Raw genomic sequence first — 26821 nt, 5'->3', positions numbered from 1 at the left:
AAAGTCTGAGCGCGTCATAGATCGCCGCATGGGTGTTGCGCGCGGCCACCGCATCGCCGATCCGGAACAGGCGGAAGGCGCCTTCCGGGTTCGGCCGCAATGTCTGAAACCCTCCGGTCGAGAGCGCCTCGTAATCCACCTCGCCCAGGTTCGAGGACAGCGGTTTCAGCGCGAAATAAAGATCGTCAAGCGGCCTTGTGCCATGGTTCACCACCACCTGATCCACCAGGCGTTCGCGCCGGAAGTCGCCGTAATCACTGCCTAAAACGGCGCGCAGCCGGTTGCCTTCGCGCGTGACCGACATCAGGCGCCAGGTCACGGTAAAGGTCGTGTCACGCTTTTGCAGATTGCGCATATAGGGCACAAGATTCATCGCCATCACCTCGGGCGAGAAGCTGCGGTCCGGCGTCACGATCTCGACGCTTGCCCCGCTGGCCGAGATCAGATCGGCGGCCTGCAGCGCCGCATGATCGCCCGCATCGTCAAAGATCAGCGCGCTCGCCCCCGGCTTCACATCGCCCGCAAGAATATCCCAGGCCGAGACCACCAGGTCATTCCCGGCCTCCAGCACTTCGGTATGGGGCAGGCCGCCGGTGGCGATGATCACCTCATCGGGCCGGGTCTCCAGCACTGTTTCGGGATCGGCAAACGTGTTGAAGCGAAACGTCACCCCCTTCGCTGCGCATTGCGCCATGCGCCAGTCGATGATCGAGATCATCTCGCGCCGCCGCGCATCCTGGGCCGTCAGGCGGACCTGACCACCGGCCCGGTCGGCGGCCTCAAGCACGGTGACGGCATGACCCGGGCAGCGGCCACCCGCGCGGCCTCCATCCCGCCGGGGCCGGCACCGATGATCGTCACCCGCTTTGCCACCGGGGCGGGGGGGATGTCATGCGGCATCGTTTCTTCGCGGCCCGAGGCGGCATTATGCAGGCAGAACGCCATGCCGCCCTGATAGATGCGATCAAGGCAGTAATTCGCGCCGACACAGGGGCGGATATCGTCCTCGCCCCCTCGCGCAGTTTGCGGACCAGATGCGGGTCGGCGAGATGCGCGCGGGTCATGCCGACCATATCCAGCTTGCCAGAGGCAATTGCATGACGGGCGGTCGGGATATCGGGGATGCGGGCGGCGTGGAAGGTCGGAAACCCGGTTGCGGCCCGGATCTCGCCCGCGAAATCAAGATGCGGGGCCGAGGGCATGCCCTGGACCGGGATCAGATCGGTAAGGCCCGGATCGGTGTCGATATGGCCCTTAACTACATTCAGGAAATCGACCAGCCCACTGTCGCGCAGACGCCGCGAGACCTCCAGCCCCTCACCCGGACCCATGCCGCCTTTCAGATCCTGGTCGCCGGTATAGCGCAGCCCGACGATAAAATCCGGCCCGCAGCGGTGGCGAATGGCGCGCAGCACGTCAAAGGTGAATCGCAGGCGGTTGTCGAGATCGCCGCCATAAGGCGCGTCGAGATCATTGGTCAGGGGCGACCAGAACTGTTCCAGCAGATGGCCGTAAGCTTCCAGCTCGATCCCGTCGACGCCTGCCGCCTTCATCCGCTCGGCCGCGTCGGCGAAATCGCGGATCACGCGGGCGATGTCCCAGTCTTCCATGCGCTTGGGGAAGGCGCGATGCGCCGCCTCGCGTTCATGCGAGGGCGCCAGAACCGGCAGCCAGTCGCCCTTGTCCCAGCGGGTGCGGCGGCCGAGATGCGTCAGCTGGATCATCACCGCCGCGCCATGGTCGTGACATTCATCGACCATCTGCTTCATCCAGCCGACCACCTCATCTTTCCAGGCGAGGATATTGTTGAACACCGGCGGGCTGTCGCGCGCGACACTGGCCGAACCCGCAGTCATCGTCAGCGCAACCCCGGCTTTGGCGCGTTCGACATGATAGGCGCGGTAGCGGCCTTTCGGCATCCCATCCTCGGGATAGGCCGGTTCATGGCTGGTGATCATGATCCGGTTTCTCAGCGTCAGATGTTTCAGCTGAAAGGGCTGGAGGAGGGGATCATTCGACATATCGGGCAAACCTGCTGGACCTGTTTGGTGGCAAGGATGAAAGAAATGTTCACATGTGTCAAGTTTAAGGTCATGAGTGAACATTGCATTGCGCCAGGGGACCGCACCGGCTAGGATCTGGCCATGGAGACAGGCGATATTCCCGAAACCGGCTGGCGCGGCTCGCCGGAAATCTGGCTCGAAGCGGCCTATGCGGCGCTGATAGAGGGCGGCATTGATCAGGTCAGAATCCTGCCGCTCGCCGCGCAGCTGGGCCTCGCCCGGACCAGTTTTTACTGGCATTTCAAGGATCGCCAGGCGCTGCTGACCGGGCTGGCAAAGCGCTGGGAGGCGCGCACCACCGTCCCGCTGCTGGCGGCCTGTGATGCTTATGCGGCGTCGGAGGCCGAGGCGCATCTGAATGTGATCTCGCTTTTTCTTGACCGGGCGGTGTTTGATGACCGGCTGGAATTCGCGGTGCGGGGCTGGGGGTTGCAGGATCCCGATATCGCCGGGCGCATCCGCGAGGCCGATCAGCAACGCCTCGATGCGCTTTGCGCCATGCTGATCCGCTGGGGCCATGTGCCCCATGAGGCAGATGTGCGCGCCCGCGCCATCTATCTGACGCAGATCGGATATATCTCGATGCAGGTCAGCGAAAGCCTTGCCGAAAGGATGCGGCGCATCCCCGATTATGTCGCGATCTTTTCCGGCGGGGCGCGCCCCGGGCCGGAGGAGCTGGCGCGATTTCAGGCCCGTCACGGGTTCTCTCCGCCCGGCTGAGGCTTGCCCGCGTGCCCCGACCGGGGCAGAAGACACCCATGGACACGCTTTTCTTCATCGCTTCGAAACTTATCTGGGGTCTTATCGGCCCGAGAGCTGGCTTTTCATCGGGCTGGTTCTGGCCGCACTCGGCCTTCTCCTCGGCAGGCGCCGCCTGGCGGGCTGGTCTCTGGGCCTGACACTGGGTTTTGCGCTGAGCGTCGCGATTCTGCCGGTCGGCGATATGGCGATGCGGCCGCTGGAGGAACGCCACCCGATTCCGGACCTGCCGGAAACGGTCACAGGAATCATCGTTCTCGGCGGTGCCGAAGACGGGATCTGGACCGTCCAGGGGCCGCAGGTGCGTTTTAACGAAGCCGCTGAACGGTTCACCGAAGGGGTGCGACTTGCGAAGCTTTACCCCGAGGCAAGGCTGCTCTTCACGGGCGGGAGCGGCTCGATCAGCAATACCGAGGCGATCCGGGTGCCGCCGGAGCGGACCACCGCAAGCGTCTTTTTTCTGGAACAGGGCATTCCGCACGCGCAGCTGGTGATCGAATCGGCCTCGCGCAATACGGCGGAAAATGCGCGTCTCAGCTACGAGATGATGCAGCCGCAACCTGGCGAGACCTGGATCCTCGTAACCTCGGCCTTTCATATGGAGCGTTCGGTCCGCACTTTCCGCGCCGCCGGCTGGACGGAAATCCTGCCCTGGCCGGTGGATTTCCGGGTGCGGCCCTTCCGCTGGGGTGTCGGCTGGGATTTCGCCTATAACCTGCGGCAGCTGAATGTTGCGGCAAAGGAATATGTCGGGCTGCTGGCCTACAGCCTGACCGGGCGCTGAGGGCGGGGGCGCTGAAGGCCTAGAGCCAGCTTCCCCGACCGCTGCCGACCGCATCCTTGACCGAGGCAAAGCCCTCGCGCGCGAGGATCGCATCAAGCCCGGTCGCGATCCGGCCGATCAGCGAGATCCCTTCATAGACCATCGCCGTATAGACCTGCACCGCCGTGGCACCGGCGCGGATTTTCTCCCAGGCCTGTTCGGCCGAGCCGACCCCGCCGACCCCGACCAGCGGGATCCGGCCCTCGGTCAGCTGCGACAGCTGCGCGAGAACCCGGGTGGAGCGTTCAAACAAAGGCGCGCCCGACAGCCCGCCGGTCTCGGTCTTATGGCCGCTGGCCAGGCCCTCACGCGACAGCGTGGTATTGGTTGCAATGATCCCCGAAAGGCCCGAGCTCACCGCCACTTCGGCAATCTCGGCCAGGTCTTCAGCGGTCAGATCGGGGGCGATTTTCAGGAAGACCGGGATCGGGCGGGGCAGGGCGGCGCGGGTCTCCATCACCCCCGCAAGCAGAGCCCGCAGCGCCGCCGGCCCCTGCAGGTCGCGCAGCTTTTCGGTGTTGGGCGACGAGACATTGACGGTGGCGAAATCTACGAAAGGCCCGCAGGTCGCCAGGACTTTCGCGAAATCCTGCGCGCGATCGGCGGAATCCTTATTGGCGCCAAGGTTCAGGCCCACCGGTACCGGCCCGGGGCGGCGCGCCTGCAGCCGGGCGGCGATCGCGCCCATCCCCTCATTGTTGAACCCGAAGCGGTTGATCGCGGCACGGTCTTCGGTCAGGCGAAAGAGGCGCGGCTGCGGATTGCCGATCTGCGGGCGCGGTGTCGCGGCGCCGACCTCGACAAAGCCAAACCCGGCGCGCGACAGCGCCTGGATCGCCACCGCGTTCTTGTCATAGCCCGCCGCGAGGCCAATCGGATTGGGCAGCAGTAGTCCCGCCAGATCGGTCGCGAGTCGCGCCGAGGTCACCAGCCCGGGCAAAGGGGCCAGCCCGGCGCGCAGCGCGGAAAGCGACAGCCCATGGGCGCGTTCGGGATCGAGCCGGTGCAAAAGGCAAAGGCCGGCGCGTTCGATCAGGCTCATGGTGTTTTCCTCAGATCAGGCCTTCGGGGAAGATATGGCCGGTCGCGCCCAGCGGCAGCGATTTGTCCCAGACCACATCAGCCAGCCGCAAATTGCGGTAGAGATGCGGGAAGAGCGCTCCGCCCCGCGATTCCTCCCATTTCAGATCGGGGGCAAGGCGGTCGGCATTGCAGGCCACCAGTACAAGGTCGCTTTCCTCGCTGAAATGCTTCGCCGCTGTTTCCGCCGCCTGTGAGGGCGTCGAGAAATGGATATAGCCATCGGCGAGATCAACCGGCGCTCCGGCGGTTTCGCCGGCGGCACGGAAAGCATCCCATTCGGGGCGGCGGAATATCTTGAGGATGAGCATGGCGCGCTTCCTGCACCCGAAGGGCGGCTGCGTCAAATGAAAACCGGCAAAAAACCGGGGTTGAGGGCCCGGGTTGTGCAGAAACCACCTTGCCCCGCTTGCACAAGCGCGCGAAGCCCGCTATCTGAAGAAAACTGTCGGCGGCCCTTAAGGGTGAGGCAGCAGATGCGGGCGTTGTGTAATGGTAAGACCCCTGCCTTCCAAGCAGGAGACGCGGGTTCGATTCCCGCCGCCCGCTCCATTTCATGGAAAATAGTGGATTATTTACAGCGCTGTAAGTGCGGACGTGTCCCAAGTTGAAACCCGCTCTGAGACATTTACCAGTTCATTGCCTCAATCGCGGCCATTGCATCGCAAGCAAGGCGCCACCGTTCGACGCCTTTGGAATACAGCTTTGAGGTTTTCGCCTGGGTGTAACCATGAATGGCCACGATCCGGTATTGCGAGCAACGTTCTTGTGCCAGCACGTGGCCGGCGGGTGACGCTCTGGGCAGATTGATATCACCTTGAATTCTTTTGCCTTCTTCGATTTGAATTTTGCATAAATTTCATCTGTGCGAGCATAGCCAAAAGCCTGGAGCACAAGTCCAACAGCGGCGTTCACAGCTCCATTGAATTGGAGTTCCAACAGCGGTCGGACACAAGGACAGCTCAATGCTGCCCAGAGAGCGGCTCCTTCTTCCATGTTGTCGAACATCGACATGAACTCCCGGGTGTAGCGGGACTGTGCGCAGATCTCGGCTTGGGACAGGAAGTTTGCTTTGCCGGCAAAGGCTTCAGAAGACACAGAGAGCATCCTTGCTAGGTCATGTTGACAAATGGCGAAGCCATAGCCTGATGCAGGCAACGTCTACGAAGCCGAGGAAACTGTCTGCGGTTTTGTCATAGCGGGTTGCCAGTCTGCGGCTGTTTTTCAGCTTGTTGAAGCAGCGCTCGACCATGTTGCGCAGGGTATAGATGGTCATGTCGACAGCCTTGCGCACCCTTCGGTTCTTTCGCATCGGTATCATGGGCAGGGCGTTGCGGCTCTCGATGTCTTCCCGAATTTTATCAGAGTCATAGCCCCTGTCGGCGACCAGAACTGCTGGCTGCGGCAGGTTGTCGGCCATCACCAGATCATAGCCGGTGTAGTCGGAATCCTGCCCCGGCGTGATCTCGGTCCTCATCGGGAGGCCCGCACCGTTGACCCGGAGATGGATTTTGGTCGAGAACCCACCTCTCGAACGGCCAGGAGCCTCTTGTCAGCAGTCCCCCTTTTGCGCCTGCCGCATGATCATGGGCGCGGATCACAGTGCTATCAACCATCTGGAGCTTGTCTGGCGCGGTCCCAGCGTGGTTCAGCGCGTCCAGGATGTCCTCCCACAGCCCTGCGAGCGTCCAGCGGCGGAACTGCCGGTAGACTGAGGACCACTTGCCGAACTCTTCGGGCAGGTCGCGCCAAGGCGCGCCGGCTCTTGCGACCCAGAAAATACCATTCAGAACAATACGATGATCCGCAGGATTCCGCCCATTCGGGTGTCGGACGCCACGAATGAAGCCCTCAAAGAAGGCCCACTCATCGTCGGATATCAGGTTGCGCGCCAAGCCCATCTCCCAAGTAGAGATGAGCTAGAATCATCGGACGCCTGCAAGCGGAATCCCTTTGGTCAACACGACCTAGTTAGCGAGATCTGGGCTGGCCCATTCAAGAAAGCAACAAAATCAGATGCTTCCGTTTTCGGCCAAACCGTTGCGAACCTACTCATGAGCATGTGCTCTGCTCCCCTGGTTAGGACCGCCGCGATCTGGAGTTTCGCGGCTCTGATCACGGAGGCGGGCTGGCTGCGCCACCGGGAATATGCAGGTTGATCGGCACGTTGTAACCGATCGCACTGTGAGGCCTGACCTCGTTGTAGTCTCTGCGCCAAGCCTCCAACTTTTCGCGCGCATCCGCAAGGTCCATGAACCAGTGGGCGTTCAGGCACTCCGCCCGCAGCTTGCTGTTGAACGCCTCAATGAAGCCATTGTCGGTGGGTTTCCCCGGTCGGGAGAAGTCCAATGTGACACCATTGGCATAGGCCCACAGATCCAGGTCGCGGGAGATAAACTCGCTGCCGTTATCGACCCTGATCGTCTGCGGGTAGCCGATCTGCCGACAGACCCGTTCGAGCGTCTGAACCACATCCTCGCCCCGGTAAGCAAATCGGGGATCCGTCGCCGGGCAATAACGCGAATGGATATCCACGATGGTCAGGATCCGCAGTTTCTTGCCCAGGGCGAGCTGGTCATGGACAAAATCCATCGCCCAGACCTCGTTCGGTCCGGAGGCCTCCTGTCGGTCCTCGCGCAGCCTCGCCTTCACCCGGCGCTTCGGATGCCTGTTGCGCAGCTGCAGGCCCAGCTCATTGTAAATCCTGCGTGTCTTCTTGATGTTCACCTGCCAGCCCTCCCGCCGCAGCAGCACATGGATGCGCCGGTAGCCATAGCGCACACGCGTTTCGCAGATCTCGCGGATCCGCAGTTCGAGGCCGGCCTGCCCGGTGCGACGGGATTTGTAATGGTAGCTCGAAGTGTCGAACCGCAGCGCCTGGCAGGCCCGTCGGATCGAGACACCCCAGTCAACCAGAAGCCCGTCAACAAGCTTGCGCGTCCGGACAGGCCTCAGAGCTTTCGGCGGATGACGTCCTGCAGCATCTCGCGGTCGAGCGTCAGGTCCGCCACGATCTTCTTCAGCCGTGCATTCTCGTCCTCAAGCGCCTTCAACCGCCGCATCTCATCGGGAAGCAACCCGCCATAACGCTTCTTCCAGTTGAAGTATGTGGCCTGGCTGATCCCCGCCTTGCGGCAGATCTCGGCAACAGGCGTGCCTTCCTCGCCCTGCTTCAGAATGAACGCCTTCTGCGCTTCCGTGAACTTCGATGCCTTCATCGTCTTCAGCTCCTCTCCCAGCCAGGGAAAACTAGCCGAAAACTCAAGCTTAAGACGGTCCAGTTTCCAGGGGGCAGAGCACATGTATCAAGTCTTGTCGGCCCCGTAGCTCAACTGGATAGAGCAGAATGTTCACCCTAAAACATCCCGAATCCACCTACGAGTATGAAAAATAAGGCATAAATTTCCGGGATAGCTCCCGAATTTGGGCCACTGCGGCGGGGAACTGGCGCGGAAACCGGGAGCGCGGAGCTGTAAGCACTAGCTTTAGCCTTTCATTTAGTGGATAGAATAATGGCTTGGCTCCCGTAGCATAACGGATAATGCATCGGTCTTCTAAACCGCAGATTGCAGGTTCGAATCCTGCCGGGAGCGCCATTTCAGTACAGAACTATGAACGCCAGAAACCGCCGATTTCACGCTTGAAGCGGCGACAAGGGTTCGCAAGAGTTCTGATTTCGATCCCATGATGCGAACTTCGGTATCGGAGACCTCGATACGCTGCGCCAGCGCGCGCAGGTGATCCCGCCGATAACCGCCTCCCTCAAGCCGCAGTTTTTCGCGAGCGACATTGGCAAAGCCCTCAATCATGTCCGGTGTGATCGCCTGACTGCCGGTAGTGTCGAGCGTGGCCTGGGCGCGTTCGGCGTCGGTCGCAGCCTGATCCCGAATCGCCTTGAGACCAACCATGCGCTCTTTCAGTACCGAATCGTTGAGATCAGCGAGGCCGGCTTCGATGGCGTCGTAAAGCCGATTGAGCCGCTGGTCCGTCTCCGTGATTCGGCGATTGAGTTCGGCGAGATGTTCGCGGCGGCGCTCGGTCCGCTCCTCTCGACGGTCGAGGAGACTGGTGAGGACGGTTTCCAGTCGCTTGGGCTGGAGGAGCCTATCTTCGAGATGGCCCGCGACCAGATCGTCCAACTTGTCCATCGGGATCGTGCGCCCCGCACAGCCGGTCTTGCCCTGCCGCGCCTTCGTCGAGCAAGTGTAGTAGCGATAGGTTCCGCCTGCGCTGCCCCTGCCGGTGCGGAGCGTCATCGCCCCGCCGCACTTGGAGCAGAAGCAGATGCCGGTCAGGAGCGTGGGACCGCTGGTGATACGTGAAGGCGTCACCATGGGATTGCGGGATTTCAAGCGAGCCTGCACCGTATCGAAGATCTCACGGTCGATCAGCGGCGGAACAGCCATGATTGAAACTTCACTCTCTGGCTTCTTTTCCCGGTTTTTGTGCGAGCGCCTGTTGAACCTGTGCTCTCCGATATAAGTCGTGCGGGTCAGGATCGCGTGGATTTGCGCGAGGCCCCAGCGCCCGCCGTCGCGGGTGAAGAAGCGGCGCTCGTTGAGATAGCAGGTGATGGCTTTGACGCCCAGCGGGCCGGAGTTGCCGTCGCCTTCGAGGAATAGCCGATAGATCAGCCGCACCGTGTCGGCGTGCAGCGGGTCGATCTCCAGTTTCTTCTTTGTCTTCGAGCATGGCGCTCGAACAGGAGGATGCCAAGGTCTTCCTCCAGTGCCTTCACACGGGCGCTGACGCTGGATTGCGCGACGCCGAGCGCGTTCGCCGCGTGGCGGAAATTCAAGTGTTCGGCGACCGCAAGTGTTTGAATTAGGCTGGCCATAGGGAATATGCCGTCAAATATCGACAACGGCGCACCCCCTCGAGTATTTGCTTTGGGCCGCCTTCTCATTGCGACTGCGTCTCCTCCCTGAGCGAAAGCTAATGCATAGCGACTATGGCATTGGCCTCTCGCTTATTGCCTGCGGGTCTTCATTCGAAAGCTATTGCTTGATCCGCTGGGGTTCGTGTGCTGAGTCATGGTCAGTAGGCGTTACCAAACCAACCCAGTGTGCGGCGAACGCCCATTGATCGGCCACTTCGTCAATCTGCTTTGCGACGGGTTTGCCAGCTCCGTGGCCGACCCGCGTATCGACCCGAAGTATAATCGGCTTATCTCCGCTATCAGCTGCTTGAAGAGCCGCCAGGTACTTGAAGCTGTGGGCTGGTACGGCGCGATCGTCTGTGTCAGCTGTCGTTACGAGGACTGCCGGATAGCATCTCCCAGGGCGGATTGTGTGATAGGGCGAGTAGGATAGGACGTTATGGAAATCCGTCTCGTCCTCTGGATCACCATACTCTCCGATCCAGAACTGACCATTGGTGAAACGGCCAAAGCGGATCATGTCCATAACGCCAACGCCAGCCAATGCTACAGAAAAGAGGTCCGGCCGCTGATTAAGAACGGCTCCAACAAGAAGTCCACCATTGGATTCGCCTTGAATCGCCAGCCCGTTAGTAGCAGAGATACTTTCTCGCCTCAGATACTCTGCGGCACAAATGAAATCATCAAAAACGTTTTGCTTGTTTTTCAAGCGACCGGTGTTATGCCACGCTTTCCCGTATTCTCCTCCGCCTCGTAGATTGGCGATGGCATAGATACCGCCCGCCTCGACCCAAGCCAAAATAGCAGGCGAGTAATAGGGCACCATACTGATGCCGAAGCCGCCATAGCCATAAAGGATGGTTGGTGCAGGCGGCTGGACATCAGCACGGCGGACGACAAGCATTGGGATCCGCGTGCCATCCTTGGAGTTGTAGAAATGCTGCTCGACGGTGATGCGATCTAAATCTATCGGGACTTCGGGTTTTGCCCAAACTGACAGATCGCGTTGCGCTATTTCATAGCGATAGATAGTTGTCGGCGCATTATAGCCTGTGAACAGGAAGAAGGCTTCGTCATCGTTTGGGCAGCCTCGGAAGCCGCTAACCAAGCCAATACCCGGAAGCTCGATTGCGCCATCAGAGGTTCCATCAAGGTTGTGCCGAGCAGTCTCTGATTTCGCGTCGGTGAGATAAGTAATTAGAAGATGGCCGCCAAGTAGGACGACATCTATCAGCGTCCGGTTTTCCTGTTCCTTGATAAGGTCCGAAAACTCCAGTTCGGGTGCTGAGAGGTCAGTCGTAACGACTTTTCCCAACTCGGCCCCCTCGTCAGTTGCTAGAAAAAACCGCGTGCCGCTATTTCCGATGACGACCCAGTTGTGGGTGTAATTAGAAACGATGGGCCGTAAGTTCCAATCCGGACTTTTAAGATCAATGATGGAAAGGGCATTACCGCCAGCGCCGGGCGATGATGAGATCACGGCATAGCGCTGGTCTGGCGTTACGCTAATCGTCTGGATTAGCAACTGGCCATTCTGTGTTTCATGAACCAGCCGATCCTCATCTTGCGTCGTGCCAAGTTTATGGAAAAGGATGGAATGGTCTGTGATTGGCGCTTCAAAAGCTCCCCCTCTGGTGGTTCGGGGAAACGAGAGTAGAAGAAGCCGGTCCCGTTGAGCGCCCAAGCGAGTTTGGTATAGCGCGCCCAGATGATTTCATCGCTAAGGGTGGTTCCTTCCTCAACGTCAAGGACGCGAATGGTACGCCAGTCGCTACCACTGTTTTGCATGGCGAAGGCTACATAGCGTCCATTTTCGCAAACTGCCCATTCCGCTAGTGCCGCCGTGCCGTCTTCTGACCACTCATTTGGATCAAGCAATATTCGATCCTCGCCGTGCAAACCCTCTCGGACGATCAGAACATCCTGACTTTGCAATCCGGGATTCCGGGTGAAGAAGTACAGGTTCTTACGCTTCTCAGGAGCTGTAAGCCTGGCATGATCAAAGAGAGTTTCCAGCCTGTGGCGAAAGTAACTGCGGCCTGGCAATCGAGATAGATATGTTCGCGCCAGATCATCTTGCTTGCGGACCCACTCGGCAACATCGGGATGCCTGCGCGCGTCGCCTTCCAGCCAACGGTAAGGATCGGCTACCTCAATCCCAAAATGCTGCTCGACTGTTTCTGTGCGCGGGGTATCAGGATATTTCATTGTGGCCTCGTTTTGGGGCGGTGTTAACTGGATCGCAGATCGGGAGAGTAGCCGCCGCACGAATGGCAGCCGCCATCCGGTCGCAGACTTCGTGGTGTTCAAAATGACGGCCATGCATGAAGGTGGCGGTGCAGATGTCTTCGTCGACAATGCGCACTGCCGCCATCGCAGCGGCCGCGCAAAGCCTGACGTCGAAATCATCACAGGCACGACCGGACCGCGCGGCGATGATCGCAACGAGATCGTCCTCCCCTTGGGAGCTTGCCATCAGATATGCTGATCTGAGCGCAGGTTCTAACCGCATCCGCGAGAAGAGCCGAGCGACAGCAATGCCATCACTGATTTCCTGCTCGGTCTTCAGCATGGAGCCCAAGGTGTCGCGCATGTAGGCTTCAATTGACAGATCGGGCGGCCAATTACGCAGAAATTCAATGAAGCGAAGTCCGGCAACTCTGAAAAGCGGCTCGACACATGCCTCTTTCGAGCGAAAGTAGCGCCAGACAGTACGCTTGGAGAGACCCGCTGCCTTAGCAATCGCATCCCCACTGGTGTTCTCTACACCATCACTCCAGAACAGTTCAGCCGCATGGCGTGCTACGGCAAGCCGTGCCTCTTCCATCTTAGACTGCTTCATCGCTCTATCCTGTCACTAAGTGTCATTATTGTTTTTGTCACTTAGTGACAGGCCCGTCAAGATGCACCGCAAGAGCGCTCCCCGCCACCCGCCCTTCCTGAATGGAAAAGTCACTACCGTTCCAATCCCCTCTGCCGTCCCAACTGCCACGACACCGATCCGCCCTGAACGATGCCGCTCACCTCGCGGCCAAGCTGGCGGTCGATGATGGGTCGCCATGGGACAAGGGTGAACTCGTGGCTCTGTTCGACGACGGCGAACTTGCCACTCGATAGCTGCATCGTCCCGGTGAGCTTGCCGGTGACGGTCTCGCCGACCGTGGCGGCGCAGAACGACAGGCCCTTGGTCGCTGCCATCTCGCCGCCGACACGGGCGATCTCGCGCTCGCGCAGCGTGGCGAGGAGATTGCGCCGGTATGCGCCAAGCCAAACTTTTCACCTCTTGGATCGGATCGCCAAGTTCAGCTCTTCGCTCCCACATCGGGGCGTGGAAACTATCTCAACGCTGATCAAGAACCGTCACCTCGATATGATGGAGCTCGGCGTGAGGTCGCAAGACCTGCGAGCAATCCTCGTCGCCGGCCTGTCCACTGGCGACACGCAGGCCGTCGCCAATGCGGTCGACGCCATCAATTTCCTGGCGGCCGCCGGCGATACGAGCTGCCTCGACCTGCTGCCGAAAGCGACGGAATAGCGGCCATCGGCCGCCGATTTCCGCTTGGAGGGAATGATGACGACCGACCCGGAAGGTCTCAAGCTTGGCCTCGAAAACCTGCTCGATGATCGCGACTACCTCTATCGTCTCGTGGCTACGATCGACTGGGATGCCCAACTCGAGGCCATCAGGGCTGTCCTCGGAGAGCACCGGCGATCGGCCGACCATGTCAGCACCAACATCAACGGGCTGGAGGAAGAAGCCCGAACCTACAGGGGGCCGTACCACGATCATGTTGTCGACGAGCATGTCGATGCGATGTGGCGGGCGACATACAGCGACGCCGCGATCAGCCTCTCTGCCGTCGGCATGATCGTCCCGACGATCGAGACCATTTTCGCGCAAGCCTTCCATGCCCTTGGCGAGAAATACGTCGCCAAGGGCATCGCGCCGCCCGATCATAAGCGGTGGCGCCGGGCCAAGGAGAATCCAGAACAGTGGAACGTCCAGTGGTACTTCGGCAAGAATGACGGCCGCGTCGACATCGTTTCTGGCCTGCCGCAGCTCTGTGACGCCACCGGGGTTTCTGCCCATCTTGGCCCTGATGATCTCGACTGGATTGTCGCTCTGCTCAGCTACCGGAACCGGATGTTCCATGGCGGCTTCGAATGGTCGATCCCGCAGCGCAAGACGTTCGTTGCCTTGATCGCGGAACGTGGCTGGGACCAGTACTTCGTCTGGTCCACGACCAACGATCAGCCCTGGATTTGTTACCTGCGCGACGAGGTGATCGATGCGCTGCCCGACAGGGTATTCGCGATCCTCGGCAGCCTGGGCCGCTTCACGAAGGCCCTGCCGCACAAGCTGATGTCGGACCCTCGGGATCAGCGACCACCCGGCATGGAGCAGGCCTAATGGACATCGTTGCACCAGGCTGATCGGAGACTTTGGTAAGGCCCGCTTTGGGCAAAAGCGCCATCGTCGGCATGGAGAGCGAAAGACCGGTTTGGGGTCGGCTGCGGAACGGCAGCTAGACGCGCTCCAGCCAAGAGCTGACGGACCGCTGTAGGCCCCATACGTTGCCCGATTGCATGGTTTCCCCCTCGCCGGCCGCTTTGTGCAACGGGGCAATCGGCTGGTTTGCTGAAAGCCTGGGTACGAAACTGCTTATAGGAGGGCTATAGAGTAGACGTAGTTCTCATCATCACCCGGCGCGGCGCGCCACCCCCCAACGCACTTAATGCCGATGAGGCATAAGTCTGCACGTTTTGGGCTTAGCTATGCTCACCCCTGTCAAGCGAAATCATGCGATACGAATTCGGGCGGGGTGTATAATTCTGTAAGATAAGAGAATTTCTTAAAGGTCGATCGAAATCAGTGACCGCCCGAAGTTGGCAGTGTGCGTCTTCCATAGTTTGCGACCAAGATGCCCTCGACGTTGGTGCGCAGCCAGATGGGGCCGATTGACCGCTCCTCCAACATGAACTGTCGGGCACCTGCGGATCTTAGGATGGCGAGAATCCCGTTGCGATGCAGGCCGAACTGCTCCTCGATCGCCGTGGTCGTCAGGAATTTCTTGTGAAACGCGGCGATGTCCTCATCCGACATCCGGAACTGGGTCAAATGAGTCTTTGGGTTTAAGACAGCCTGTGCGGTTACATGGCCAGTCTGGATCAGCGCGATGAAGTGGCCACCATCCCGCATGCCCACCTTACGCCCAAAGGCCGCAGCGGATACGGTCCCCGTGAACGCCGGGTCTTGTGGCCGAGATTGATCAAGGAGGGCAGCCAGGGCGTTAACCTCTGCCACGGAGACCTGGAACGCGTTGTATCCTGGGATTTCCCTTGATCGTCTGAGCCGCATCTTACCGGCCCGGACTTGGTTGATCATATCCCGGACCGCGACGCCCTTTGAGACCATGACTTCGCCGCGGAACCTCATGCGGATGTTGCCGGCCGGCACACCCGTCCAGGACAAGAGCTCATCGAGATCTCTATCGCTGAGTGCGCCCCAGTGGGCGAGCGCCTTGACCGCCCCCATCTCCAGAACAACCAGCCTTTTGAGTGATACTCCCATATCAAGACAGAAGTTGTCAGCAGTGACCCCCTTCGAGGCGGCTAGCCGAGATACGAAAGAGGGGACCGTTTCGCGAGGTGCGGGTCGAACGTCTGAGGCGTAGGTCAAGAGATCAAAACTTTTTGGCTATCGCGGCAGTTCTAACGGGATTGCGCGGGTCTGCCCGTACGAGTGTTGGCCATGTATCATTTACTTCAGGCAGGGATCACGGGATCATCTGGAGCGTGGGGGCCAGGAACGAGGCCGGAGGGAACCACGGACGAGGCCTTGTCGACATGTGCCGCCTGGTCGTCGAAGAAGATATGGGCACCCATGGCTTTCAGAATGGGCGCCTTGCTGTTCCGGCCCACGAAATGCGCTTCATCGGCGTCCGCGCCCCACGACCGCAAGGTATGGATGGCCCGTGCATGGGCTGGGGCATTGCGGGCAGTGACAACGGCAATCCGCACCTTGCTCACGCGGCTCGGCTTCATATGTATCGCCCTTAGCATGCTGAGTTTTCTGAAGAACCCTGCGAGCGGACCAGGTTGCATCGGCACATGGGCGTTGTCCGATTCATGAGTTAGGAAATGTTCCAACCCCGAGCTTGCGTAGATTGCGTCGGACTCTGGACCGAAAATGACAGCATCTCCGTCGAAGGCGACCCGCAATTCGCCGTCGTCAAGGGCATCACCCAGGTCCGGCGGGCGTTTCCGCAGAAGGGCCGACGCAGCGCCACTTGCGGCCGCGGACCTCACGTCCTTCTCGTCGTTGGAAAGGAAGAGGTCGATTCCCCAGGCCGGCAAATAGGGGGCAAGGGACCTGCCACTCGTGAAGCTGCCATGCCGGATCGGGAGACCGTAGGCCTTCGCGGATGTGAATGCCCGAAGCGAGAGGTCTGGCGAGTTCTTCGACATCAAGACGACTTCGACATAGGGGCTGGAGGGATCTTCGTTCAGCGCCAGGATCCGCTTTATGGTCTGGAATGCGGCGCCTTCTCCGAGGATATCCTCCTCGTGCTCGCGTTGATACTTCACATAGGCATCAACGCCCTCTTCGTTGAATATCCTGTCCTCCGCATCCAGCTCGAAGAGAGAGCGGGTAGACACGCCAATCCGCAAAGGATGTGCCTGCAAGACGGCTCGAGCTTCAACCGGATCCATTCGCCCTCCCAGACGGTTTCTTTGTTATTCTTGGGTATATCTACCGCGTAGATCCACGTCGGCGATCCTCGTGTGGCTTGCCGCCAGACCCTTGACGGTTGCATTCGTCATAACTGCGTGCTCGGGGACCAGAAGATAGGACCACGGTTTTTCCGACGAGCTCTTTGCCTGTGCGGCGGTCGCGATGAACGCCCAGAGAGCGGCGGTTTCCGCTTTCCGCAGAACGGTGGCATCGGTCACGCCCTCCATGGCGGGCAGCTGCCTGCCGTGGTCTGCTTCACCTGTATCGAAACCGATCAGCAGGCGCAGGCACCAGCTTAAACCAGCCGGAAAACTGTCCAAGAATCGGGGAGCAGCTCAGGTTGCGACTGGAGCGAGGTCAGGGAGGACCGGTGGCGGCAGGATATCTCGCTGTCGCTGACGAAAACGGGCCTGCTCGCGGAAGCGGCTCAGGATTTCGCCGGGCCTGCCGCCGCTGGCCAGCTGGCAAGGGGCCTGGCGCGCGTGCTTGCGATGCGACCCGGGGCTCTGCTGATCGATGCCACGCGGCCTGACCCTGCGGCGGCGCCACAGCCGCGATCAATGATCTGGGCCACCGGCGCGGGGCGACGGGCAGGCTTAGCCCGCCTGACATGTTTTGCGGAACTGGAACCGGGGCATTTACCCCCGATTCCGGTGCCGTTCAGAGGTTTTCCGATTGCGGGAAACCGAGGATATGGAAGCCGCCATCGACATGGATCGTCTCGCCCGTCGTGGCGCGGCCGTAGTCGGAACACAGCCAGACCGCGGTGCCGCCAATGGTTTCCAGCGTGGCATTCGCCCGGAGCGGCGCGTTTTCTTCGGTGTGGCGGAAGGTCGCGCGCGCGCCGCCGATCGCCGATCCGGCCAGGGTCTTCATCGGTCCGGGCGAGATCGCATTCACCCGCACGCCCTGCGGTCCGAGGTCATTTGCCAGATAGCGAGTCGCTGATTCGAGCGCGGCCTTGGCCACCCCCATCACATTGTAATTCGGCGCGATCCTGGTCGAGCCCTGGAAGGTCAGGGTGACGAGACTGCCGCCCTCCGGCATCAGCTCGGCAGCGCGGCGGGCCACGTCGATAAAGCTGAAACACGAAATATTCATCGAATTGAGGAAATTCGCGCGGCTCGTATTGGTGAACCGCCCGGTCAGCTCGGTCTTGTCGGAATAGGCGATGGCATGGACCACGAAATCCAGGCTGCCCCAGCGGTCTTTCAGCGCAGCAAAACAGGTGTCCAGCGAGGCCTCATTAGTCACATCGACATCAACAAGGATATCCGACCCGACCGAGGCGGCAAGCGGCTGCAACCGCTTACCAAATGCCTCGCCCTGATAGGAGAAAGCCAGCTCTGCCCCTTCGGCCGCCAGCGCCGAGGCAATGCCCCAGGCGATGGAACGGTCATTCGCAACCCCCATGACGAGGCCGCGTTTACCCTGCATCAGTCCGGCCATTGCCCGGTTCCCCCGCTTTATTCTTACCCGAGATATTTACTCATAACCAAAGTGGCATTGGTGCCGCCGAACCCGAAACTGTTCGACAATACACCGTCAATTTCGACATTCTCGCGAAGGCTGGTCACGATCTCGCCCGGCAGCAGCTCCGGGTCGGGGGTTTCGACATTGGCCGAAGCCGCGATGAAACCCTTGTTCATCATGATCAGCGAATAGATCGCCTCATGCACCCCGGTCGCGCCGAGCGAGTGGCCGGTCAGAGATTTGGTCGAGGCCACCGGCGGGGTCTTCCCCTCGCCAAAGACGCGGCGGATCGCCTTGATCTCGGTGATGTCACCGACGCCGGTCGAGGTGCCGTGGCTGTTGAGATAGTCGATCCGGCGGCCCTGGGGCAGGGTGGACAGCGCCAGTTTCATCGACCGCTCGCCGCCTTCACCCGAGGGCGCGACCATGTCATAGCCGTCCGAGGTGGCGCCGTAGCCGGTGACTTCGCCATAGATCTTTGCGCCACGCGCCAGCGCATGGTTCAGCTCTTCCAGCACAACAAGGCCGCCGCCGCCCGCGATCACGAATCCGTCGCGATTGGCGTCATAGGTGCGCGAGGCGCGTTCCGGCGTGTCATTGTATTTCGACGACATCGCGCCCATCGCGTCAAAGAGGCACGACAGCGTCCAGTCGAGCTCCTCGCCGCCGCCGGCGAAGACGATATCCTGCTTGCCCATCTGGATCAGCTCTGCCCCATTGCCGATGCAATGCGCCGAGGTCGAGCAGGCCGAGGTGATCGAATAGTTCACGCCCTTGATTTTAAAGGGTGTCGCAAGGCAGGCCGAGGTCGTCGAGGACATGCCTTTGGTCACGCCGAATGGGCCGATCCGCTTGGGCGAGCCGGTTTCCGCGACGATGTTATGCGCCTTGAAGAAAGATTTGGTCGAAGGGCCGCCCGATCCGACGATGATGCCGGTGCGCTCATTCGAGATATCGCTTTCCTCAAGGCCCGAATCTTTGATCGCCTGTTGCATCGCGATGTAATTATAGGCCGCACCATCGCCCATGAAACGCAGGTCGCGCTTGTCGATATGGTCCTCGAAGGTAATGTTCGGCTGGCCATGCACGCGCGAGCGGAAGCCACGCTCGGCATAGTCAGAGGCGAAAACGATGCCGGATTTCCCGGCGCGCAGGCTGGCTTCGACCTCGGCCACATCATTGCCGATGGGAGAGACGATGCCGAGACCGGTGATGACGACGCGACGCATAGGGGTACAGTCCTTGCCTTGAGGTCAGGTGGCCGAGAGGGCGACCTTCATATCTTTCACGAGGTAGATGGTCTCGCCATCCGCTTCCACGCGCCCGTCTGCCACACCCATGGTCAGGCGGCGGGTCTGCACGGCCTTGGTGAAATCGACGAAATAGCGCAGCATCTTACGCTCGGGGCGCACCATGCCGGTGAGTTTGACCTCGCCCACGCCAAGCGCATAGCCACGGCCTTCCCAGCCCCGCCAGCCGAGGTTGAAGCCGGTCAGCTGCCAGAGCCCGTCAAGGCCGAGACAGCCCGGCATGATCGGATTGCCGGGAAAATGGCAGGCGAAGAACCACAGGTCCGGTGTGATGTCGAATTCGGCAACCACATGGCCCTTGCCATGTTCGCCACCATCTTCCGAGATCTCGGTGATGCGGTCCATCATCAGCATCGGCGGCTCGGGCAGCTGGGCGTTGCCGGGGCCAAACAGCTCGCCCCTTGCGCAGGCGAGCAGGTCATCCCGGTCGAATTTGTTCGGATAACGCCCCATAATCTCCCCGTTCTGTCTTTAGTTTCACAACTTTCCTCTAACAGAGGCGACAAACATAGGGCAAGGGTGCAGCGCTTGCGAGGGGCCGCAGGGCAATTTGGCGGTTTTCAATTGAATCCCCGGGCCGCAACACTTTATAATCTTTCCAGCAACGCCCGTATGACAGCCTGCGGTGTCGCGTCCGGCCGGTGCTGCCTCCCTGCATTTTTCAGGGGCCGGCGGCCCGGAGGCGGAACGAGATGCCGGGATGCTGTGGCACAAGGGCAGGAGCAGGATGGATATGGCACAGGCGAGCGACGCTCACGATGTAAAGGCTCAGGCAGAGCTCAGGGCTCAGGCACGGGCCTCTGACTGGCTGCAACGCGGGGGGCTGCGCCCGACGCGGCAACGCCTTGCTCTGGCCAGCCTGCTGGTCGGCGATGGCGAAGATCGTCACGTCACCGCCGAAAGCCTTTTCGAGATGGCCGGCTGCGCGCAGGAGAAAGTCAGCCTCGCCACCGTCTATAACACCCTGCGCGCGTTTTGCGATGCCGGGCTCGTGAATGAGATCGTGGTCGATGGGGCGCGCAGCTATTTCGACACGCGGATCGACGATCACCCGCATTTCTACTGGGAAGACAGCGCGATCCTGACCGATGCGCCCAAGGAAGAGCTCGAGCTTGCCCGTATCCCCGAACCGCCCGCTGGTACCGAAATCAGCCGTGTCGATGTGGTAATCCGGCTGCGCCGCAAGTAACGGCACCTGCGCGCCCCGGGCGGCGCCGGAAATGGGGGCCGGTCAGCCGCCGATCAGCGCGCCGCGCGATTTCAGTGCATTCAGCCAGAACAGCCCCTGGGCCGTGCCGCGCGCCGGCCGATACTCCGCGCTGATCCAGACATTTTCCAGCTCTGCCACCGCATCGCAGAGATCAGGCAGCGAGAAGCCGCCACCACCCGGTTCATTGCGGGCGGGAAAGCCCGCGATCTGCACATGGCGGATGCGGTCCCGGTGATCGGCCCAGACGCTGGCTGCATCGCCATGCAGCTTTGCGGCATGCCAGATGTCGAATTGCAGTCCGATCCTCGGATTGGCGATATCGTCGATGATCCGCGCCGCCTGGTCGAAATCATTGAGGAAGTAGCCCGGCATGTCGTCGGGGTTCAGCGGCTCCATCACGAGCGTCAGATCCGGCGCCTGTTCGGCAGCCCAGGAGAGATTGGCGGTAAACACCGCCTCGGCCTGCGGCCCGCGCGCGACACCGGCCATAACATGCACCGCAGGGACATTCAGCCGCGTCGCATAATCGGCAGCATGAAGGAACCCGTCGCGGAAGGTCTGCTCATCGCCGGGCCGGGCAGCAAAGCCGCGATCCCCCGAGGCCCAGTCGCCCGGGGGCGTGTTGATCAGCACGAGCGGGATGTCGCCAAGCGCGCGTTCCCATTCTGCAACCGGGTGATCATAGGGGAACAGCACCTCGACCCCGTCAAAGCCGGTGCGCCGCGCCCAGTCGGGGCGGTCCAGCATCGGGACCTCGGTGAAGAGATAGGTCAGATTGGCGGCGAAGCGGGACATGTATCGGGATCAGGCCAGTTCTGAGGATCTGATGACGGGAAAAAACTCCCCCGAAGACCAGAGGCCAAACCAGCTATCCCCGTCATATGTCTCATGGCAACCGAAATCCACCATCCGGAGAAAGCTTTTCCGGTCGATCCGCGCCCAGAGTGCCGCCTCACCCTCTCCCCGGATCAGGATATAGGGAGAGGGCTCGCCGGAAACAGGATCGCGTCTGACCTCCAACGGATGGGCGCCCGAGGCCAGGGCCACGTCCCCGGTCTTCGTGGCAAAACGCAGCACCTGGTCGCGCCCGGCGCCTTCCGCTTCGATATCAACGGCGAAGAGCGGCGCATCTTCGACAATGATCCCGACCTTCTCGACCGGCGTGACAAGGTAATATCTGCCTTTCTCGCGCTTCAGGATCGACGAGAACAGCCGCACCAGCGGCTCGCGCCCGATGGGGGTGCCGAGATAGAACCATGTGCCATCCCGCGCGATCCTTATGTCGAGATCGCCGCAAAAAGGCGGGTTCCACAGATGGACCGGCGGCAAACCGCCCTTCTTTGTGGCCGCTGTGGCCGCCTTAGCCAGGCCGTCGGCCGAGGGCTGATTGTTACTCTGATCCTGCATGGTCCTCACCAGGTTGCCCCTCCAATGTCGGATGCCCGGGCCCGGATCACAAGACCACGCCGCAACTGGCTGATTTCGGATGCCTCCGGCGGGGATATTTAGGGACAGAAAATAGCAGCCTCTCATTTTCTGTCCCTAAATATCCCGGGGGAGCGCGCAAGCGCGTGGGGGCAGAGCCCCCGGCGACGGACGTCACCGGCGAAACATCGCGCCTCTGTCACGATCATTTGTGTCAAGTCGCCTTTTGGCATTTGTGGTCCGGCGGTGATTTCGGTCTAATGTCTGCGCTGAGACCGACGTTCAACACAGATGGAGCCTCTGAATGACCGCAGCCCCCGCAGGAGATGTCGCGCTGGTGACCGAGATCGAGGCTCTGGGCGCAAAGCTCGGCGAGGCCCGCGCCTCGATCGAGCGTCGCTTCATCGGGCAGGAAAAGGTGGTTGAGCTGGTGCTTTCGGCCATGCTCTGCGGCGGACATGCCTTGCTGGTCGGTCTGCCGGGGCTTGGGAAGACCCGTCTTGTCGACACGCTCGGCACCGTCATGGGGCTGAACGCCAACCGCATCCAGTTCACGCCCGATCTGATGCCGGCGGATATTCTCGGCTCCGAAGTGCTCGAGACCGCGACCGATGGCAGCCGCGCCTTCCGCTTTCTCGAAGGCCCGGTCTTCTGCCAGCTTTTGCTCGCTGATGAGATCAACCGCGCCAGCCCGCGAACGCAATCCGCGCTTTTGCAGGCGATGCAGGAGAAAGAGGTCACCATCGCCGGTCAGCACCGCGCGCTTGGCCGGCCGTTCCATGTGCTGGCAACCCAGAACCCGATTGAACAGGAGGGAACCTATCCGCTCCCTGAGGCGCAGCTGGACCGTTTCCTCGTCCAGGTCGATGTCGATTACCCGACCCGTGCGGTCGAGCGTGAGATCCTTCTGGCCACCACCGGCGCGGCTGAGGCCGATGCCATCCAGGTTTTCGACACCGATCAGCTGATCCAGGCACAATCGGTTATCCGCCGCATGCCGGTTGGCGATAAGGTAGTCGAAGCTATCCTCGATCTCGTGCGCGCCTGTCGTCCGGGGGAACCCGAAGGCCGCGATCTGAAAGACAGCCTCGCCTGGGGGCCGGGGCCGCGCGCGGCGCAGGCTTTGATGCTGACCGTCCGGGCGCGGGCGCTCCTTCACGGCCGGCTCGCGCCGTCGACCGACGACGTGGCGGCTCTGGCCCAGGCCACGCTGACGCATCGGATGGCTTTGTCCTTCGCTGCCCGCGCGCGGGGCGAGACCCTGGCCGCGGTGATCTCGCGCACCACCACCCGCATCCTCGGGCTTGAGGCGGCTGCGTGAGCCCGACCCTTCAGAGTTCGACCCTTCAGAACGAGGCGCTTCAGAGCCGGGCGGAGGCGCTCGGCCAGTCGCTGCCGCCGCTGCTGGCTGAGGCCGAGATGCTGGCCGCCACCCTGATGCTGGGAGAGCATGGCCGCAGGCGCGCCGGATCCGGTGACGAGTTCTGGCAATATCGTGCCGCGCATCAGGGCGACCCGGCGCGGGCCATCGACTGGCGGCGCTCGGCGCGATCTGACGGGCATTTCATCCGCGAACGTGAATGGCAGGCGGCGCAATCGGTGACGCTCTGGGTCGATCCGGCCAAAAGCATGACGTTCACCGGCGGCAAGGACCGCCCCGCCAAGGGCGAGCGCGCGCGTCTGCTGGCGCTGGCGCTGGCGGTGCTTTTGTTGCGCGGCGGCGAGCGGGTCGGGCTGGCGGGCCTGGCGCAGCCGCGTTCGGGCCGCAGTCAGATCGTGCGACTGGCAGCAAGGCTGGCGGGCGAACCCGAATCCGGGGATTACGGCGCGCCTGAAACGGCAGGCATGGTCGGCCATGGCCGCGCGGTGTTCGTCTCGGATTTCCTTGGGCCCATCGAGCCGGTCGAAGCGGCCCTTTCCCGCGCGGCGGATCGGGGGGTGCGTGGCGCCCTGTGCCAGATCCTCGACCCGGCGGAGGAAGAATTTCCCTTTGATGGCCGGGTGATCTTCGAATCGATGTCAGGATCCATGCGGCATGAGACGCAGCAGGCCGGCGAATTGCGCAGCCGCTACCTCGCCCGGCTGGCCGAGCGCAAGGACCGGTTGAGCGAGCTTGCCCGCCTGGTCGGCTGGCAGTTTTCCACATTCCATACCGGAGCCCCGGCGCAATCTGCGCTTTTGTGGCTCTATCGCGCGCTGGAGGGCGGGCGCTGATGTTCATGATTGTTCCGGTCGGGTTTCTGACGCCCTGGATTCTCTGGGGGCTCGCAGCGCTTCCGGTGCTGTGGTTCCTGCTGCGTGCGGTGCCGCCGGCGCCGATCCGCCGCCGCTTCCCGGGTGTCGCGCTGCTTCTGGGCCTACAGGACGAGGATGCCGAGACCGATCGCACGCCCTGGTGGCTGCTTCTTCTCAGGGTGCTTGCGGTGGCGGCGGCGATTATCGGCTTTGCCGGTCCGGTGCTGAACCCTGAGCAAAAACAGGCCGGCACGGCACCACTTCTGGTGGTGCTTGACGGCGGCTGGGCCGAGGCGCGCGACTGGGCGCGCCGGATCGAGCGCGCGGGGCTTGTGCTGGACGAGGCCGGTCGCGACGGTCGCACGGTCGCGGTGATCCGCCTGACCGATGCGCCCCAGGAGGTGACCTTCCGCGCCGCCGAGGACTGGAAGGGCAGGCTTGCGGTGATGGAACCCTCGCCCTGGCTGCCGCAGGATCCCGGCGCCTGGATCGACCATTTCCCGGCCGGATATTTCGACACGCTCTGGCTTTCGGACGGGCTGGACCACGAAGGGCGCGCCATGCTGGCGGGATTGTTCGCCGATAAGGGGCAGCTGACGGTGCTGACCGGCGATGGCCCGGTGCTCGCGCTGCATCCGGCGGGCTTTGCCGAAGGCGCGGTGCTGCTCTCCGCCTCGCGGCTTGAGGCGGGCGGGGCGGCCGATATCGAGGTCACCGGGCGTGGCCCGGATCCTTCGGGGGTGGAGCGCGAACTCGCGCGGGCCAGGATCAGCTTTGCGCCAGGCGATACCCGGGCCGAAGTGAAGCTTGACCTGCCGCCCGAACTCAGGAACCGCGTCACCCGCTTCGAGATCGCGGGCCTGCGGTCTGCCGGGGCGGTGAGCCTGACCGATGACAGTCTCAAGCGGCGCAAGGTGGCGCTGATCACCGCGGGCCCCCAGGCCGAAGGGCTGCAGCTTTTGTCGCCTTTGCATTACCTGCGCCAGGCGCTGGAGCCGGTGGCCGATCTGATCGAGGCGCCGGTGACGACGGCGCTGCCCGCCAATCCCGATGCCGTGATCCTGGCCGATGTTGCGCGGCTGACCGCATCGGAAGAGGCGGTGCTGGTGGAATGGGTCGAAAAGGGCGGGCTGTTGCTGCGCTTTGCCGGGCCGCGCCTCGCGGCCTCGGATGTGAGCCGTTTCGAGGAAGACCCGCTGATGCCGGTGCGGCTGCGCGAAGGGGGCCGTGCGCTTGGTGGCGCGATGAGCTGGGGCGATGCGAAAGAACTGGCGCCGTTCCCCGAGGGCAGCCCCTTTTTCGGCCTCGCACTGCCTGGCGATGTCCAGGTGGCCGAGCAGGTCCTGGCGCAACCCGATCCTGACCTTGCGGAACGCACCATCGCGGCGCTGGATGATGGCACGCCGCTGGTCACGCGCAAATTCATGGGCGACGGCCAGGTTGTTCTGGTTCATGTCACCGCCAATGCGGAATGGTCGACTTTGCCGCTGTCTGGCCTTTTCGTGCAGATGCTTGAGCGGCTGGCGATCTCGACCCGCCCGTCTTTGCCGGGCGCGCGCGAACTCGCCGGCCAGATCTGGGTGCCCGAGGTGATGCTGAACGCCTGGGGCGAGGAACGAGACGCGGGCGAGGTCGCAGGTGTGCCCGGCGAAGACCTGGCGATTGCGATGGTGGCAGGTCCTGGCCCCGCCCATCCGCCCGGTCTTTACGCAGGTGCCGACCGCCGTGTCGCCCTGAACGTCGTCAGCCCCGAAACCAGGCTGGTGGCGGCGGAATGGCCGCCTTCGGCGCGGGTCGAAGGTCTTGCGACCCCGCCCGAACAATCGCTCAAGGGCTGGCTTTTGTCGGCCGGGCTGGTGGTGCTGCTGGCCGATATCCTTGCCTCTCTCTGGCTTGGGGGGCGGCTCGGCGGCCTGCGGCGCGGGGTTGCGGTTCTCGCGGTGGCGCTTTTGGCCGGGCTGGCCGCGCCACAGGCGCAGGCCCAGGGCAGCGGCGAGACGCCGCCGGCGCCCCCGAGGCCGCACAGACCACCGACAGCGCGCCGCCTGATTTGCCGCAACCCGGCGATGACTTCGCGATCCGCTCCACCTCGGGCGTCTCGCTGGCCTATGTGAAAACCGGCGATTCGCAGATCGACGAGACCTCGGAATTCGGCCTTGTCGGGCTTGGCGACCGGCTGTGGGAGCGCACTTCTATCGAGCCGGAATACCCGACCGGGATAGATCTTGAGGCTGATGAACTTGCGTTTTTCCCCTTCCTTTACTGGCCGGTTACAGCAGATGCGCCGACTCCGTCGGACGCGGCCTATGCGAAACTGAACCAGTTTCTGCGCACCGGTGGCATGATCCTTTTCGACACCCGTGACGCCAATATCGCGGCCTTTGGCGGCGGCACACCGGAGGGCCAGGCGCTGCAACGGATCGCCGCCGGTCTGGATGTCCCGGCGCTGGAGCCGGTGCCGGAAGACCATGTTCTGACCCGCACCTTCTATCTGTTGCAAAGCTTTCCCGGTCGCTGGGCCGAGGGCACGATCTGGGTCGAGGCGGCCCCCGCCGATGCCGGTCAGGAAGAGGGCGTGCCGTTTCGCAACCTCAATGACGGGGTGACGCCGGTGGTGATCGGCGGCAATGACTGGGCGGCGGCCTGGGCAACCGATGAAAACGGCGTGCCGCTTTTGCCGGTGGGCCGGGGCGCGGCGGGCGAACAACAGCGCGAGCTGGCCTGGCGGTTCGGCGTCAATCTGATCATGCATGTGCTGACCGGCAATTATAAGTCCGACCAGGTCCATGTGCCTGCGCTTCTTGAAAGGCTCGGCCAATGAACGGCGC

General features: G+C 62.1%; 26 protein-coding genes, 2 tRNA genes and 3 pseudogenes. 11 read left to right on the top strand and 20 right to left on the bottom strand.

All coding sequences use genetic code 11. The features are described from left to right. Window positions 1-2021: pseudogene (locus tag QNO18_RS17440) on the bottom strand (NADH:flavin oxidoreductase); the annotation flags it as partial. A 123-nt stretch (window positions 2022-2144) separates the two neighbouring features. On the opposite strand from QNO18_RS17440, the gene QNO18_RS17435 reads away from it, so the two are divergent. From QNO18_RS17435 to QNO18_RS17425, 3 genes are read left to right on the top strand one after another with little or no spacing between them, the layout of a single operon-like run. Continuing rightward, window positions 2145-2783: a TetR/AcrR family transcriptional regulator gene (locus QNO18_RS17435; RefSeq protein WP_283178712.1), complete on the top strand. Its 639-nt coding sequence runs from the start codon at window positions 2145-2147 to the stop codon at window positions 2781-2783. 38 nt (window positions 2784-2821) lie between these two features. Further along, window positions 2822-2962, top strand: coding sequence for a hypothetical protein (locus QNO18_RS17430; protein WP_283178711.1), 141 nt, complete (start codon window positions 2822-2824; stop codon window positions 2960-2962). A gap of 50 nt (window positions 2963-3012) precedes the next feature. Continuing rightward, a complete protein-coding gene (locus QNO18_RS17425) occupies window positions 3013-3606 on the top strand; it encodes a YdcF family protein (RefSeq protein ID WP_283178710.1) in 594 nt (197 codons plus the stop codon). A 19-nt stretch (window positions 3607-3625) separates the two neighbouring features. On the opposite strand, the gene QNO18_RS17420 is transcribed toward QNO18_RS17425, so the two are convergent. Beyond that, window positions 3626-4687, bottom strand: coding sequence for a quinone-dependent dihydroorotate dehydrogenase (locus QNO18_RS17420; protein WP_283178709.1), 1062 nt, complete (start codon window positions 4685-4687; stop codon window positions 3626-3628). 10 nt (window positions 4688-4697) lie between these two features. Continuing rightward, window positions 4698-5036 carry a DUF952 domain-containing protein gene (locus QNO18_RS17415; RefSeq protein WP_283178708.1) on the bottom strand — a complete coding sequence of 113 codons (339 nt, stop codon included), beginning with the start codon at window positions 5034-5036 and terminating at the stop codon, window positions 4698-4700. 167 nt (window positions 5037-5203) lie between these two features. Between QNO18_RS17415 and QNO18_RS17410 the strand changes: the two genes are divergently transcribed. Next, a tRNA-Gly gene (locus tag QNO18_RS17410) sits at window positions 5204-5277 on the top strand. An 84-nt stretch (window positions 5278-5361) separates the two neighbouring features. Here QNO18_RS17410 and QNO18_RS17405 read toward each other — a convergent pair. The 3 genes from QNO18_RS17405 to QNO18_RS17395 form a co-directional block, all read right to left on the bottom strand. Beyond that, entirely contained in the window at window positions 5362-5823 is a 462-nt protein-coding gene (locus QNO18_RS17405) for a hypothetical protein (RefSeq protein ID WP_283178707.1), read from the bottom strand. Between the two features lie 19 nt (window positions 5824-5842). After that, a protein-coding gene (locus QNO18_RS17400; RefSeq protein ID WP_283178706.1) for an IS5 family transposase occupies window positions 5843-6626 on the bottom strand; the annotation gives its coding sequence in 2 pieces (ribosomal slippage) (window positions 5843-6277 and window positions 6279-6626; 783 coding nt in all). Window positions 6627-6840: 214 nt separating this feature from the next. Next, window positions 6841-7943, bottom strand: a protein-coding gene (locus tag QNO18_RS17395; protein ID WP_283178705.1) for an IS3 family transposase whose coding sequence is annotated in 2 segments (ribosomal slippage) — window positions 6841-7682 and window positions 7682-7943 — 1104 coding nt in all. Because the reading frame shifts where the segments join, the coding sequence is not laid out codon by codon here. A 302-nt stretch (window positions 7944-8245) separates the two neighbouring features. Here QNO18_RS17395 and QNO18_RS17390 point away from each other — a divergent pair. Then, window positions 8246-8321: transfer RNA gene (locus QNO18_RS17390), tRNA-Arg, on the top strand. Here the strand turns inward: QNO18_RS17390 and QNO18_RS17385 are convergent. The 6 genes and pseudogenes from QNO18_RS17385 to QNO18_RS17360 form a co-directional block, all read right to left on the bottom strand. Continuing rightward, entirely contained in the window at window positions 8280-9365 is a 1086-nt protein-coding gene (locus tag QNO18_RS17385; RefSeq protein WP_283178836.1) for a recombinase family protein, read from the bottom strand. The genes QNO18_RS17390 and QNO18_RS17385 overlap by 42 nt on opposite strands. Beyond that, window positions 9356-9589, bottom strand: a complete 234-nt coding sequence (locus QNO18_RS17380) for a LysR family transcriptional regulator (protein ID WP_283178704.1) — start codon at window positions 9587-9589, stop codon at window positions 9356-9358. The genes QNO18_RS17385 and QNO18_RS17380 overlap by 10 nt, the downstream gene beginning before the upstream one ends. Window positions 9590-9722: 133 nt before the next feature. Continuing rightward, window positions 9723-11156 carry a prolyl oligopeptidase family serine peptidase gene (locus QNO18_RS17375; protein WP_283178835.1) on the bottom strand — a complete coding sequence of 478 codons (1434 nt, stop codon included), beginning with the start codon at window positions 11154-11156 and terminating at the stop codon, window positions 9723-9725. Continuing rightward, on the bottom strand, window positions 11123-11812 hold the full coding sequence (locus tag QNO18_RS17370; RefSeq protein WP_283178703.1) for a hypothetical protein: 690 nt from the start codon (window positions 11810-11812) through the stop codon (window positions 11123-11125). The genes QNO18_RS17375 and QNO18_RS17370 overlap by 34 nt, the downstream gene beginning before the upstream one ends. After that, complete coding sequence (locus tag QNO18_RS17365; protein WP_283178702.1) at window positions 11799-12446, bottom strand: TetR/AcrR family transcriptional regulator; 648 nt, start codon at window positions 12444-12446, stop codon at window positions 11799-11801. The genes QNO18_RS17370 and QNO18_RS17365 overlap by 14 nt, the downstream gene beginning before the upstream one ends. Before the next feature lie 113 nt (window positions 12447-12559). Continuing rightward, window positions 12560-12901: pseudogene (locus tag QNO18_RS17360) on the bottom strand (DUF3363 domain-containing protein); the annotation flags it as partial. Here QNO18_RS17360 and QNO18_RS17355 point away from each other — a divergent pair. Then, window positions 12789-13139: a hypothetical protein gene (locus QNO18_RS17355; RefSeq protein WP_283178840.1), complete on the top strand. Its 351-nt coding sequence runs from the start codon at window positions 12789-12791 to the stop codon at window positions 13137-13139. The pseudogene QNO18_RS17360 and the gene QNO18_RS17355 overlap by 113 nt on opposite strands. A gap of 36 nt (window positions 13140-13175) precedes the next feature. Continuing rightward, a complete protein-coding gene (locus QNO18_RS17350; protein WP_283178701.1) occupies window positions 13176-14015 on the top strand; it encodes a hypothetical protein in 840 nt (279 codons plus the stop codon). A gap of 459 nt (window positions 14016-14474) precedes the next feature. On the opposite strand, the gene QNO18_RS17345 is transcribed toward QNO18_RS17350, so the two are convergent. The 6 genes from QNO18_RS17345 to fabA form a co-directional block, all read right to left on the bottom strand. Next, window positions 14475-15140 carry a hypothetical protein gene (locus tag QNO18_RS17345; RefSeq protein WP_283178700.1) on the bottom strand — a complete coding sequence of 222 codons (666 nt, stop codon included), beginning with the start codon at window positions 15138-15140 and terminating at the stop codon, window positions 14475-14477. 230 nt (window positions 15141-15370) lie between these two features. Continuing rightward, the gene (locus QNO18_RS17340) at window positions 15371-16318 is read right to left on the bottom strand and encodes a 5'-nucleotidase (protein ID WP_283178699.1); all 948 of its coding nucleotides are present in this window, start codon (window positions 16316-16318) and stop codon (window positions 15371-15373) included. Window positions 16319-16342: 24 nt separating this feature from the next. Next, window positions 16343-16660 carry a hypothetical protein gene (locus QNO18_RS17335; protein WP_283178698.1) on the bottom strand — a complete coding sequence of 106 codons (318 nt, stop codon included), beginning with the start codon at window positions 16658-16660 and terminating at the stop codon, window positions 16343-16345. Window positions 16661-17000: 340 nt separating this feature from the next. Further along, window positions 17001-17789, bottom strand: a complete 789-nt coding sequence (locus QNO18_RS17330) for an enoyl-ACP reductase (protein ID WP_283178697.1) — start codon at window positions 17787-17789, stop codon at window positions 17001-17003. A gap of 23 nt (window positions 17790-17812) precedes the next feature. Beyond that, window positions 17813-19042: a beta-ketoacyl-ACP synthase I gene (fabB, locus tag QNO18_RS17325; RefSeq protein ID WP_283178696.1), complete on the bottom strand. Its 1230-nt coding sequence runs from the start codon at window positions 19040-19042 to the stop codon at window positions 17813-17815. Between the two features lie 24 nt (window positions 19043-19066). Then, window positions 19067-19576, bottom strand: a complete 510-nt coding sequence (gene fabA / locus QNO18_RS17320; RefSeq protein ID WP_283178695.1) for a bifunctional 3-hydroxydecanoyl-ACP dehydratase/trans-2-decenoyl-ACP isomerase — start codon at window positions 19574-19576, stop codon at window positions 19067-19069. A gap of 280 nt (window positions 19577-19856) precedes the next feature. Here fabA and irrA point away from each other — a divergent pair, with 280 nt between their 5' ends. Next, entirely contained in the window at window positions 19857-20312 is a 456-nt protein-coding gene (gene irrA, locus QNO18_RS17315) for an iron response transcriptional regulator IrrA (RefSeq protein WP_283178694.1), read from the top strand. A gap of 42 nt (window positions 20313-20354) precedes the next feature. Here the strand turns inward: irrA and QNO18_RS17310 are convergent, their stop codons facing one another. Both QNO18_RS17310 and QNO18_RS17305 read right to left on the bottom strand, forming a co-directional pair. Further along, entirely contained in the window at window positions 20355-21128 is a 774-nt protein-coding gene (locus QNO18_RS17310) for a TIM barrel protein (RefSeq protein ID WP_283178693.1), read from the bottom strand. Between the two features lie 9 nt (window positions 21129-21137). Beyond that, window positions 21138-21740 (bottom strand): DUF1285 domain-containing protein, encoded by a 603-nt coding sequence (locus QNO18_RS17305; RefSeq protein WP_283178692.1) that lies wholly within the window; start codon window positions 21738-21740, stop codon window positions 21138-21140. 322 nt (window positions 21741-22062) lie between these two features. Between QNO18_RS17305 and QNO18_RS17300 the strand changes: the two genes are divergently transcribed. The 3 genes and pseudogenes from QNO18_RS17300 (at window position 22063) to QNO18_RS17290 (ending at window position 26814) form a co-directional block, all read left to right on the top strand. Next, the gene (locus tag QNO18_RS17300; protein ID WP_283178691.1) at window positions 22063-23079 is read left to right on the top strand and encodes a MoxR family ATPase; all 1017 of its coding nucleotides are present in this window, start codon (window positions 22063-22065) and stop codon (window positions 23077-23079) included. Further along, the gene (locus tag QNO18_RS17295) at window positions 23076-23972 is read left to right on the top strand and encodes a DUF58 domain-containing protein (RefSeq protein ID WP_283178690.1); all 897 of its coding nucleotides are present in this window, start codon (window positions 23076-23078) and stop codon (window positions 23970-23972) included. The genes QNO18_RS17300 and QNO18_RS17295 overlap by 4 nt, the downstream gene beginning before the upstream one ends. Then, a pseudogene (locus QNO18_RS17290) lies at window positions 23972-26814 on the top strand (DUF4159 domain-containing protein). Before QNO18_RS17295 ends, QNO18_RS17290 begins: the two are co-directional and overlap by 1 nt. Window positions 26815-26821: the final 7 nt, after the last annotated feature.

The sequence above is a fragment of the Gemmobacter sp. 24YEA27 genome, from assembly GCF_030052995.1.
GTDB lineage: Bacteria > Pseudomonadota > Alphaproteobacteria > Rhodobacterales > Rhodobacteraceae > Pseudogemmobacter.
The sequence above is the reverse complement of the archived record's forward strand: the minus strand, read 5'-3'. Positions and strand labels throughout refer to the sequence as shown.